The organism is Shewanella sp. BJSY2023SW005 (assembly GCF_047314585.1).
Lineage (GTDB): Bacteria > Pseudomonadota > Gammaproteobacteria > Enterobacterales > Shewanellaceae > Shewanella > Shewanella algae.
The window spans coordinates 13,585-26,224 of record NZ_JBKORJ010000015.1; the positions used below are offsets into that span (position 1 = coordinate 13,585).

The following is a 12,640-nucleotide window of genomic DNA, read 5'->3' on the forward strand; positions in this document are numbered from 1 at the left end:
TATACTGAGCAGCATTGGTAAAAATCATCACAAAATAAACTTTTTTGCTACATCGGCATCAAACACCTCAATAAGGTAGACACCAAAATATTATTACCCTTTGTTTTAAAAGGAAATTTAAAATTGGCATTGGTTTTGCTTTATCGCAACAAAGATCAAGATAAGGACTTTCACATGAAGCGTAACCTCACCTACACCCTGAGCACTGTTTTGCTGCTTGGGTCTTTGGCCAGCGGCTGCAGCGAACAGCAGCAAGAAGAAGAACAACAAGCCTTTGCCATTCCGGTCGAGACCAGCATAGTCACTCAAGGCCAGGTTTCCTCCTTCTACGCCACCACAGCCACACTGGAAGCGCCACAAGAAGCTCATGTGGTCAGCCGTATTGCCGGGTTGATAGAAGCTCTGCAAGTCGAGGAAGGTGACAGAGTCACCAAGGGGCAGTTGCTGGCGGTGATAGACTCCCGTCGCCAACGTTATGAACTGGATAAGGCCGAAGCCGAGGTGCAAATCATCGAGCAGGAGCTCAACCGGCTGAAGAAAATGAATAACCGTGAGTTTGTCAGTGCCGATGCCATGGCCAAACTGGAATTCAACCTGCAAGCCGCCAAGGCGCGTCGGGACTTGGCCAAACTGCAGGTGGAAGAAAGCCAAATCCGCTCTCCCATAGATGGCGTCGTCGCCAAACGTTTTGTCAAACAGGGCAATATGGCCAAGGAGTTTGAAGAGCTGTTCTACCTGGTCAATCAGGATGAGCTCTACGGCATAGTCAATCTGCCGGAGCAGCAACTGAGCAGTTTGCGCATAGGTCAGGAAGCCGAAGTCATCAGTTCCCGCCAGCAGCAAGTGGCGGCCAAGGTACTTAGAATAAGTCCTGTGGTGGAAGCCACCAGCGGTACTTTCAAGGTAACCCTTTCGATCCCCAATCAGGATGCCAGTCTCAAGGCCGGGATGTTTACCCGGGTGGAACTCAGATACGACACCCACGATAATGTGATAGTGGTGCCCTATAACGCCGTCATCAATCAGGATGATCGCAAGGCGCTCTATGTGATCGAAGAGGGCAAGGCGCAGCGCCGCGAGGTCAAACTGGGTTACCGCCAGGACGATAAAGTGGAAATCACCGAGGGCATAAGTCCGGGTGAACAGGTGGTGGTTCGCGGTCAACACAATCTCAAGGATCAATCATTGGTGGAAGTGATAGCTCCGCTGGATCTGGCCAAGGCCAACTAACTGTCACAAGGACCACCTCTTATGTCTATTATTACCACTTCGGTCAAGCGTCCGGTGACCGTCTGGATGTTTATGCTGGCCGTTATCCTGTTCGGCATGGTGGGTTTCTCCCGTCTGGCGGTAAAGCTGTTGCCTGACTTGAGCTACCCCACACTCACCATACGCACCCTATACGAGGGCGCGGCACCCGTGGAGGTAGAGCAGCTTATCTCCAAACCTATCGAGGAAGCGGTCGGTATTGTTAAAGGCTTGAGGCAGATAAGTTCGATTTCCCGTTCCGGTATGTCCGATGTGGTGCTCGAATTTGAATGGGGCACAGAGATGGATATGGCCAGTCTCGATGTGCGGGAAAAACTCGACACCATAGAGCTGCCACTGGATGTGAAAAAGCCTTTGTTGCTGCGCTTTAATCCCAATCTCGATCCCATCATGCGCCTGGCACTGCCGGCCCCCAAGGCCACAGAAGCCGAGCTCAAGCGCCTGCGGACTTATGCCGAAGAGGAGCTTAAGCGGGATCTCGAGTCGCTTTCCGGAGTCGCTGCCGTGCGCCTTTCCGGCGGACTGGAGCAGGAAGTGCATATTCTGCTCAATCAAGAGAAACTGGCACAGCTGGATCTCAGCAGCGAAGCCATTCGCAACCGTATCAGTGAAGAAAACGTCAACCTTTCTGCCGGTAAGGTGATCCAGGGCGACCGCGAATATCTGGTGCGCACCGTTAACCAGTTCCACTCCCTCGATGAGCTGGCCAATGTGATTGTCTATCAAAAGGGCAATACCCTGGTACGTCTTGGCGAAATAGCAGAGGTCACAGATGCCTTTAAAGAGCGCAGCGATATTACTCGCATCGGCGGCAAGGAGTCCATTGAGCTCGCCATCTATAAGGAGGGCGATGCCAATACGGTAGCCGTAGCCAGTAAGCTTAAGAGCCAGTTGCAACAGATGCGCTCCGAGGCCAAAGACAGCGCCACGCCAGTGCCCGAGATAATTTACGATCAGTCGGAGTTTATCGAAAGCGCCGTCAGTGAAGTGACTTCATCAGCCCTTATCGGCAGTCTGCTCGCGATGCTGGTGATCTACCTGTTCCTTCGAGACATCATCCCTACCCTGATCATCTCCATCTCTATCCCCTTCTCTGTGATAGCCACCTTTAACATGATGTATTTTGCCGATATCAGTCTTAACATCATGTCGCTCGGCGGTATCGCGCTGGCGGTGGGGCTGTTGGTGGATAACGCCATCGTGGTGCTGGAAAACATCGACAGGTGCAAGGCCCAGGGGATGGATCGCCGTCAGGCCGCCATCACAGGAACCAAAGAGGTGGCCGGGGCGATTTTTGCCTCCACCCTGACCACGCTGGCGGTATTTGTACCCTTGGTATTTGTCGACGGCATTGCCGGAGCCCTGTTTGCCGATCAGGCCCTGACCGTTACTTTCGCCCTGCTGGCCTCTTTGCTGGTTGCCCTCACCTCGATTCCTATGTTGGCTTCCCGCGAAGGCTTCACAATGTTGCCGGAACTGGTCAAGCGTGACAAACCGCAGCCTCCGGCGGGTAAGCTTGGCAAACTCAAGCATTACAGCGCCACTGTGTTTACTTTCCCTTTCCTGTTGCTGCTCAGCTATCTGCCAAGATTGCTGCTGACGCTGGTGTTAATCGTCACCCGGCTGCTGGTGTGGCTGGTATCCCTGGTGATGAAGCCGCTGTCCAGACTGTTTAACCTTTGCTACGGCTGGCTGGCCGATGGCTATCGGCCGCTGCTGAACCTGGCGCTCAAGTTCCGAGGCATCACTCTGGCGCTGGCCGTTGTGGTCACCGCCATCTCTGGCGTCTTGATGAGCCGCCTGGGAATGGAGCTGATCCCACCGATGAATCAAGGCGAATTCTATGTGGAAATCCTGCTGCCTCCCGGCAGTGAGGTGAGCCAAACCGATGCCGTATTGCAGCGTCTGGCGCTGGCTATCAAGGACAGAGAGGACGTGAAACACGCATACAGCCAGGCCGGCAGCGGTGGACTTATGACCTCGGATACCCGGCGTGGCGGCGAAAACTGGGGGCGTCTGCAGGTGGTGCTGGCCGATCACCGCGCGTTTGACCAAGTTGCCGCCAAACTGCGCAGCACTTTGCGCACTATTCCCGAGCTGGAAGCGCAGATCCAATATCCCGAGCTGTTCAGCTTCAAGACTCCGCTGGAGATAGAGTTGTCCGGCTATGAACTGGAACAGTTGAAAACCTCGGCCGCTTCACTGGTTAAGGCGCTGGAGGGCGATCCCCGCTTTGTCGATGTCAGCAGCAGCCTGCGTGACGGTCAGCCGGAGCTGAGTATCCGTTTTGATCACGCCAGAATGGCCGCCCTTGGCCTGGATGCGCCAACCGTGGCCACCAGCATAGCCCAGCGGGTTGGCGGTACCGTAGCCAGCAAATACACCCTGAGGGAGCGCAAGATAGATATTTTAGTGCGCAGCGAGTTGGATGAACGCAATCAGATAAGCGATATCGATGCCATGCTGATCAACCCATCCAGCCCGCAGCCCATCCCCTTGAGCGCCGTGGCCGATGTCTCGTTGACTCTCGGACCTTCGGCAATCAATCGCATCAGCCAGCAGCGGGTAGCCATAGTGTCGGCCAATCTGGCCTATGGCGATCTTAATCAGGCAGTGGCCAGTGCCAAACGCATTCTCAGCCAACTGACACTACCCGCCTCGGTGCAAAGCCGATTCGGCGGTCAGAATGAAGAGATGGAGCATTCGTTCCAATCGCTGAAGATAGCGCTGATCTTGGCGGTATTCCTGGTTTATCTGGTGATGGCCAGTCAGTTTGAGTCATTGCTGCACCCCTTGCTTATCCTGATGGCTGTACCCATGGCACTGAGCGGCAGTATCTACGGCCTGGCGATAACCGGCACCCAGTTGTCTGTCATCGTCTTTATCGGCCTTATCATGCTCGCCGGGATAGTGGTCAATAACGCCATAGTATTGGTAGACAGGATCAATCAGCTCAGGCAAAGCGGCAAACAACGTCTCGACGCCATCAAGCAAGCGGCAGCATCGCGTTTAAGACCCATACTGATGACCACACTGACCACCAATCTGGGGCTGCTGCCCATGGCAATAGGCTTAGGGGATGGCAGTGAAGTACGTGCCCCCATGGCGATCACTGTCATTTTCGGCCTCAGCCTGTCGACTCTGCTGACTCTGGTGGTTATTCCTGTGCTCTATGCCCTGTTCGACCGCAAACAGTACGCCGAGCCGGCCACCATGGGAGAAGGCGCATGAACCTGACCAAACTGGCGCTTAAGCGCCCGGTGACCACCAGCATGTTCTTTGTGGCCATTTTGCTCTTTGGTCTGGCCGCCAGCCGCTTGCTGCCGTTGGAGATGTTCCCCGGGATAGAGATACCGCGGATCTTCATCCAGGTGCCTTACAAAGGCTCCTCTCCGGCGGAAGTGGAACGCGACATCACCAATGTCCTGGAAGAGTCACTCGCCACCATGGGTGGACTCGATGAGCTGCGCTCACGTTCCAGCCAGGATGGCAGCGAGATAGAAGTGAGAATGAAGTGGGGTGAAAACGTCGCCGCCCGCAGCCTGGAAGCGCGGGAAAAGGTGGATGCGGTGCGCCATCTGCTGCCAACCGATGTGGAGCGGGTGTTTATCATGCAGTTCTCCACTGCCGACATGCCTATGCTGAATATCAGGATATCCAGTGAGCGGGAACTCTCCGGCGCCTTCGATCTACTGGAAAAACAGCTCAAACGGCCACTGGAGCGGGTGGAAGGTGTCTCCAAGGTCACTCTCTATGGCGTGGAGCAAAAACAGATAGAGATACGTCTCGATGCCCAGCGCCTGGCTGCCAGTGGCATGAGTGTTCCCGCCATTCACAAGCGTCTGGCGGCAGAAAACTTTGTGATAAGCGGCGGCAACCTGAGGGACAACGGCCGGGTCTATCAGGTGTCTCCTAAGGGCGAGTTCCGTAATCTCGAAGAGATCAAGGCGCTGGTATTGCTGCCGGGTTTGACCCTGGGCGATATCAGCGAAGTCAATTTCGCCCTGCCTGAAGCCACCGAGGGCCGCCATCTGGATAAGAAATATGCCGTCGGCCTGGATGTGTTCAAGGAATCCGGCGCCAATCTGGTGGAGGTTTCGGCCAGGGTGCTTAAAGTGATTGAGGCCGCAAGAGAGGACAAGCAATTTCAGGGGATCAAGCTGTTTATCATGGAAGATCAGGCCCATGGAGTGAAATCGTCACTCAAGGACTTATTAATGTCCGGCCTGCTGGGCGCCCTGCTCTCCTTTGCCGTGCTGTACCTGTTCCTGCGCAACCTGCGCATGACTCTGGTGGTGGTTTCCTCCGTGCCCATCTCCATCTGTATGACATTGGCCGGCATGTACTTTCTCGGCTACAGCCTCAATATCCTCTCTATGATGGGGCTGCTGCTGGCAATAGGTATGCTGATTGATAATGCCGTGGTGGTCACAGAGAGTGTGTTGCAGGAGCAGCAACATGGCGCTGCCGGTCACAATACAGATGACAGCCCCAACGACAATGGCGATCGGGCAATCCTCAACGGGGTCGACAAGGTAGCGCTGGCGGTGCTGGCCGGCACCCTGACCACGGCGATAGTGTTCCTGCCGAATATTTTCGGGGTCAAAGTGGAGCTGACTATCTTCCTCGAACATGTTGCCATCGCCATCTGCATTTCGCTGGCAGCCTCGCTGTTGGTGGCCAAGACACTGATCCCCTTGATGCTGTCAAAACTGCAACTCAGGTTTGAGCGGGTCGAGAAAGAATCGCGGCTGCAGAAGTCTTACCACACCAGTCTCAACTGGATATTGCAGCACCCGAAAATCGCTACTTGCCTGGCACTGCTGATGTTGCTGTCAACCGCCCTGCCGCTGTCGTTGGTGAAACAGGACAGTCAGGACAGCCAAAGCAAGGAGCGCTTCTACATCAACTACCAGTTGGAAGGACGTCACAGCCTGGCGGTCACCGAGGCCATGGTCAGCCAGATGGAAGACTACCTCTATGCCCATAAGGAAGAGTTCCACATAGATGCCGTCTACAGCTATTACTCTCCCGAGGATGCCTCTTCCACCATACTGCTGAAGCCGGATCTGGAGGAAGATGTCGCCGAGCTGAAAAAGCGGATCCGCGAAGGATTTCCCAAGTTCTCCATTGCCAAGCCTCAGTTTGGCTGGGGCAGCGATGAGTCCGGCGTCAGAGTCACACTGACCGGGCGATCCACCTCAGAGCTGATTCGCCTCAGTGAACAGGTGATCCCTTTGCTCTCCAACATAGAGGGCCTGCATGATGTGCGCTCTGAGCTCAACGGTGCCCAGCAGGAGGTGATAGTACAGATAGACAGAGAGCTGGCCGCCCGCCTGGGACTGAGCATCAAGGATATTGCCGGCAGTATCTCCTTGGCACTGCGGGGCGCGGCGCTGCGTTCATTTCGCCACGATCCCAGTGGTGAGCTCAGAATCGAACTGGCCTTTGAACGCGACTGGCGTCAGTCGCTGGAGCGGCTAAAACAATTGCCCATAGTGCGACAGGACAACAAGGTCTATTCGCTCGAGAGTCTGGCCAAGGTGGAAATTGTCCCCAGATTCGATGTCATTCGTCACTATGATCGCCAGACGGCACTATCCATAGGCGCTAACCTTGAAGATCTCAGTATGGAAGAGGCGCAGAAACAGATCATGGCGGCGCTCAAGCATGTCAACTTCCCCCATGGTTATGACTACTCACTCAGAGGCGGCTTTCAACGTCAGGACGAGGAAGAGTCAGTCATGCTGATCAACATGGTGTTGGCGATTGCCATGATCTATATAGTGATGGCGGCTTTGTTTGAGTCGCTGCTGCTGCCGAGCGCCATCATTACCAGCATACTCTTCTCCATCACAGGGGTATTCTGGGCCCTGTGGCTGAGTGGCACGCCTATGTCCGTGATGGCCATGATAGGCATACTGATCCTGATGGGGATAGTGGTCAACAACGGCATAGTGCTGGTGGATCAAATCAATCAGATGACGCCACCGCTGGAGCAGTTGTCTGAGGTCATCGCCTCTGTCTGTGTCACCCGCTTGCGGCCGGTATTGATGACGGTTGGGACCACAGTTCTGGGCCTGCTTCCTCTGGCGCTGGGAGACACTCAGATAGGCGGCGGTGGCCCGCCATACTCACCTATGGCGATTGCCATCATAGGCGGCTTGAGTTTCTCCACCCTGACCAGTCTCTATTTGGTGCCCCTGTGTTACCAGGCCTTCTTCCGCCTGCGTCATAATGCGGCCATCAGGCTCGGGCAATCGCTCAAACTCAGTCAGCGCCTGCTGCCCTGGACCTGAGCCCAAAACACCGCAGAACAGATAAAAAAGCTGCCATGGCAGCTTTTTTATTGCCCGGACATCAATAGCGAACTAGCTTTATCCCAGCACTCAACTATTTGGAGTTCCCATGCCAGGTTTGCTTAAACGCTTTACATCACTCGTGCTGTTTACATTTGTCAGCTTGGCTGCCGCGGCGGAAAACAATTCCTATGCCGAGAATCCCTATGCCAAGGTCAAGATAACCACTCATGAACTGCTGCCAGGTCGCTATATGTTGACCGGCGCCGGCGGCAACATAGGTGTCAGCGCCGGGGAGGATGGACTGCTTATCATAGATGACCAGTTTGCGCCGCTGGCAGAGAAGATTTCTGCGGCATTACAGGGTCTCAAGCCGGGCCATCCGGCTTTTGTCATCAATACCCATTTTCACGGCGATCATACCGGGGGCAATCTGTACTTTGGCCAAAACGCCAACATTCTTGCCCACGAGAATGTGCTCAAGCGGTTGAATGAGAAAGCAACCCAAAAGAAGGCGCTACCTGTTATCACTTATGACAAGGGACTGAAAATTCACTTCAACAACCAGGTGTTGGAACTTATTCATCTGGGCCCAGGGCATACGGATGGTGACACCCTGGTGCTGTGGCAGGATCGCAAACTGGTGCATATGGGCGATCTCTTCTTTAAAGACAGGTTTCCTTTTATCGATCTCGACCACGGCGGCTCAGTCATCGGCTACAGAGACAATGTCGCGGCCGTGCTTGAACTCATAGATCAGGATACCTTGGTTATCCCAGGTCATGGTGAACTGGCCAATAAGGCCGATCTCCTGAGGTTCAAACATATGCTGGATGACTGCATCAATTGGATGAAAGAGGGCAAGCAGCGCGGCATGACTCTCGAACAGATGCAGGCCACAGAACTGCCCCAAGCATGGCGGGAATGGGGCTGGCAGTTCATCCCCAAGGAGCGCTGGGTCAAGACCCTGTATCAGGGATTAACCCAGGAATGACTGCCCTCTCAGTTGTAGGCGTTTATTGACTCGGCAAGGCTCAGGCAGGAATATTGCGAAAATGCCACAACACCCAATAGATGGGCTTGAGATCACGGCCGCCTATATCGCGAAACGGCCTCAGCAACAGATAGAGCCACTGCCAACTGACCAGGAAACTTCTGGTCTCATGCCAGATAGCTTCACCACCGGCTTGGCGATAACTGGCTATCGCTTGGGCAATCGCTTCGTTGGCCGGCCCCATGTAGCGGTATAAGCTGTGAATGTACACCAGCAGATCCCTTATCTGCTGCATCAGCATGTCTTTACCCTTTTGATTGGCTTCAAAGTCGATAAAGGTTACCTGTCCCTGTTGCCAACTGATATCCCTTAGTGCCGGACGGCCGTGGGCCAAGCCCATACTGTGCAAACCCGCCAAAGCAGCGGCGCTGTCATTGAGGATCTGCTGCATGCCTTGCTGATCCTGCGATTTGAGTGCCAACCAGTCTTTGACTGTCACACCGGCATCTTCCACGACAAAGTAGCCCTTATCGGACTGAACAATGCGCGGCACAGGAGCTGAGCGGCTGGCCAGATGTTCCAGAGTCTGTTTCTCTTTTTCCAGCGCCAGTTGAGGATTGGGTTTCAACACCCGCATGGCCCCCTGAAGAGTCTCTGCCTGTTTGAGCCAGTATTTTTTACCCTCATATTCAAACGAGCAAATACGCTCCCCGGGATGAGCTTCCAGCACCCGCAGAACATATTGATTGAATTTAGGTTGCTCCATGGACAGGACTCCCTTCCAAGAATTGGTGGTGGTTCACAGAAAATTCTTATTAGTATCTTAGGGAATGGCGATTAAAGCAAATTCACTTAGGCTAAAACCCTGCTATTTAACGCATTTTCAGAGACTAATACCACAGAGGCTTAATGATAAAAACAATTGATGAATGAAATTAACAATTTCCAAACACAACAACTAATACAAAAGAGGGAGACGATGCCAGGGAGGGAAGTAGAAATGTAGACCCCAATCCGCTGTTGCGGATTGGGGGGATCGGACAGGGGCTGTTATTGCTTTTCCTGCCAAGGCTCGGCCTTGTCAGCCAGCAGCACAGGGATCCCATCATTGATAGGATAAGCCAGCCTATCTGCCTTACAGATGAGTTGCTGTGCCTGCTTGTCATACTCCAGTCTGCCTTTACATATGGGGCAGGCTACGATTTCCAATAGTTTCTTATCAAACGCCATCAGACTGTCCTTTTTGGTTTGCCTTTTGTTTGCTTGCCATTGCCTCTCGCACCCGAGTCAGCAATTGGGCATCGAATTGGGGTGATAGCTTGGCATTGACGGCCAAATACCACCAGTGTTGTTTTGCAAATTCGCGACACTTGATCGCATCTTTTTCTGTCATCAGCAGCGGCAGTTCATCACCAAGCGGCGTCAAGGCCTCCAGACTGTAGGCCTGATGATCGGCAAAGACCTCTTGGGCTTCGAGCTTGAACCCCATCTGAGAGAGAGTTTCAAAAAAACGTTCCGGATTACCGATACCGGCCATGGCTTTTACCGCCATAGGCGCTGTGGGGGCCTGAGTCTGGTTTTCCCCTGCGACACTCAGTACTGCACCGGGAATGAGCTGCATACCAAACTCTCTGACAGTATCGCTGGCTTCACCGTTGTGAATAACGAAATCGGCACTCTCCAAGCGCCATTCACCCTCTCTCAAGGGACCTGCTGGCAATAACATGCCATTACCCAAGCGGCGGCTGGCATCGAGCACCACCACTTCAATATCCCGCGCCAGTCGATAATGCTGCAAACCATCATCGCTGATAATAATATCCACCTCAGCGGACGCCAGCAGCAACTCGGCGGTGGCTATACGATCTACTCCCACAGCCATAGGCACTTGAGTGCGGGCCACTATCATCGCCGGCTCATCACCAAAATCCGTTGGATTGGCGCCTTGGGGCACAAGTCTCGGCTCGGTTTGACCACTGCCATAACCACGGCTTATTACCCCGGGGTGGTAACCATAGTGCCTGAGCAACTCAATCAGATAGATAACGGTAGGCGTCTTGCCACTGCCGCCGACGGTAATGTTGCCGACAATGATCACGGGTACGGGCAAAGCTTGCGAGGCCTTGAGTCCAAGTTTAAACCCCAGGCGTCTCAGGCCACTGAGCAAGGCAAACAACCAGGAAAGCGGCCAAAGCAACCACCTTGCCCAATGCTTCTGATACCAGATACGGTTAAGCAGAGCTTCCACTTAACCTCCGAATTGCATCTGGTACAACTTGGCGTACGTCCCATCCTTTTCCAGCAAGCTCTGATGCGTGCCGCGCTCGAGGATCTTGCCCTGATCGACCACCAAAATCTGATCGGCACTTTCAATGGTCGACAGCCTGTGGGCAATAACTATCGAGGTACGATTGCGGCGCAGGTTATCCAGCCCCTTTTGAATCGCCTTCTCTGATTCGGTATCCAGTGCCGAGGTCGCTTCATCGAGGATCAACACAGGGGCATCCCTGAGGATGGCTCTGGCAATGGCGATCCGCTGGCGTTGACCACCGGACAACATCACGCCGTTTTCACCTATCTCGGTATCCAGTCCTTGGGGCAAGGTTTCGATAAACTCCATCGCATAGGCCAATTTGGCGGCGTTTTCTATCTGTTCGCGGGTCGCCTCGCCTGGATAGGCATAGGCGATATTATTGGCTATGGTGTCGTTGAAAAGAGTGACCTGCTGCGACACCAACGCGACCTGGCTACGCAGACACTTGAGTGAATAGTCGTAAATACTGACATCGTCCAGGGTAATCTCCCCCTGTTTCAGTCCAGCGTAAAAACGAGTCACCAGACTGGCGATGGTCGACTTACCCGAGCCTGAACGGCCCACCAGCGCCAGAGTCTGCCCCTGACGCACTTCAAAGTCGATATTCTCAAGCGCCAGACGCTCCTGCCCCGGATAACCAAAGCTGACGTTATCGAAACGCAGATTACCCTCAACCCGCTCTACTGTGTGAGTGCCGCTATCGGACTCCCCCGGAGTATCCAGCAACTCAAACACTGTGGTACAGGCAGCAATACCGCGTTGAAACTCGGCGTTAACCCGGGTGAGGTTCTTGATGGGCTGCAGCATGGCCAGCATGGCACCCAGGATAGTGGCAAAGGTACCCGCGGTCAGTTCATCCTTCAGGCTGTCAAAGCTCGCAGCATAGAGTACAAAGGCCAATGCAAAGGAACCTATGATCATAATAAGCGGTTGGCTGATGGCCTGGGCCGCTGCCAACTTCATGTTCTGATAGCGGTTTTGATCGTTGACCTTGGCAAAACGCTCGGCCTCAGTCTTCTGACCGCCGAAAGACAACACGTTCTTGTGGCCCTTGATCATCTGCTCGGTCACTGCAGTCACTGACCCCATGGCGCCCTGGATCTGCCGCGATACCTTACGGAAGCGGCGACTGACAACGGCAATCACCACCCCGATGAAAGGACCAATGATCAGAATGCAAAGCGACAGCTTCCAGGAGTAATAGAACATCAACCCCAGCATGCCGATGACAGTGACACTGTCTCTCACCAAGGTGATCAGCGCGCTGCCGGAGGCTCTGGCAATTTGCTCTGTGTCGAAGGTTACTTTGGAGATCAAGGAACCCGTGTTTTCCTTGTCCATATAGCTGACAGGCAGCGACAGTATGTGTTCAAACACCTGCTGACGCATGTCCTGAATAAGCTTGGCACTGATATAAGAGATGCCATAGGTAGAGACAAAGTTGGCCAATCCCCTAAGACTGAACAGCCCCACTACCACGAAGGGGGCCATGGTCAACACATCCGAGCTGGCATTAAACCCTTTGGAGGTGCCCAGCTCCACGCCGGCAACGACCGAATTATTGGCAAAGCCTTCATCAATAAAAGGTTTCACAAAAGCGATAAAAGTAGCGTCCACAACCCCATAGGTGATCAACGCCAGAATCGAGATGATAAATACCCCTTTGAGAGGCTTGAGGTAGGACAGCAAACGTCTGAAAACCGTCCAGACTTCACGTTGTTGAGATGTGCTCATCAGCGAAACTATATTTATGACAAAGTCGCC

General features: G+C 53.8%; 8 protein-coding genes. 4 read left to right on the forward strand and 4 right to left on the reverse strand.

Translation table 11 applies throughout. The annotated features are described in order from the left end of the window. Nucleotides 1-174: 174 nt before the first annotated feature. The 4 genes from ACMHXI_RS02520 to ACMHXI_RS02535 all read left to right on the forward strand — a co-directional run bounded on the left by ACMHXI_RS02520 (nucleotide 175) and on the right by ACMHXI_RS02535 (nucleotide 8,562). Nucleotides 175-1,230 (forward strand): efflux RND transporter periplasmic adaptor subunit, encoded by a 1,056-nt coding sequence (locus ACMHXI_RS02520; protein WP_045282719.1) that lies wholly within the window; start codon nucleotides 175-177, stop codon nucleotides 1,228-1,230. A 21-nt stretch (nucleotides 1,231-1,251) separates the two neighbouring features. Further along, a complete protein-coding gene (locus ACMHXI_RS02525) occupies nucleotides 1,252-4,500 on the forward strand; it encodes an efflux RND transporter permease subunit (RefSeq protein WP_208186643.1) in 3,249 nt (1,082 codons plus the stop codon). Next, a complete protein-coding gene (locus ACMHXI_RS02530) occupies nucleotides 4,497-7,568 on the forward strand; it encodes an efflux RND transporter permease subunit (RefSeq protein ID WP_208186645.1) in 3,072 nt (1,023 codons plus the stop codon). Before ACMHXI_RS02525 ends, ACMHXI_RS02530 begins: the two co-directional genes overlap by 4 nt. 109 nt (nucleotides 7,569-7,677) lie before the next feature. Further along, complete coding sequence (locus ACMHXI_RS02535) at nucleotides 7,678-8,562, forward strand: MBL fold metallo-hydrolase (RefSeq protein WP_413733924.1); 885 nt, start codon at nucleotides 7,678-7,680, stop codon at nucleotides 8,560-8,562. 40 nt (nucleotides 8,563-8,602) lie between these two features. On the opposite strand, the gene ACMHXI_RS02540 is transcribed toward ACMHXI_RS02535, so the two are convergent. The 4 genes from ACMHXI_RS02540 to msbA form a co-directional block, all read right to left on the reverse strand. Continuing rightward, complete coding sequence (locus ACMHXI_RS02540) at nucleotides 8,603-9,328, reverse strand: phosphotransferase (RefSeq protein WP_028780479.1); 726 nt, start codon at nucleotides 9,326-9,328, stop codon at nucleotides 8,603-8,605. 284 nt (nucleotides 9,329-9,612) lie between these two features. Continuing rightward, on the reverse strand, nucleotides 9,613-9,792 hold the full coding sequence (locus ACMHXI_RS02545; protein WP_025011023.1) for a Trm112 family protein: 180 nt from the start codon (nucleotides 9,790-9,792) through the stop codon (nucleotides 9,613-9,615). After that, on the reverse strand, nucleotides 9,782-10,810 hold the full coding sequence (gene lpxK, locus ACMHXI_RS02550; protein WP_045282658.1) for a tetraacyldisaccharide 4'-kinase: 1,029 nt from the start codon (nucleotides 10,808-10,810) through the stop codon (nucleotides 9,782-9,784). Before lpxK ends, ACMHXI_RS02545 begins: the two co-directional genes overlap by 11 nt. Further along, a complete protein-coding gene (msbA, locus tag ACMHXI_RS02555) occupies nucleotides 10,811-12,610 on the reverse strand; it encodes a lipid A export permease/ATP-binding protein MsbA (RefSeq protein ID WP_028780481.1) in 1,800 nt (599 codons plus the stop codon). It lies immediately after the preceding gene. Nucleotides 12,611-12,640: the final 30 nt, after the last annotated feature.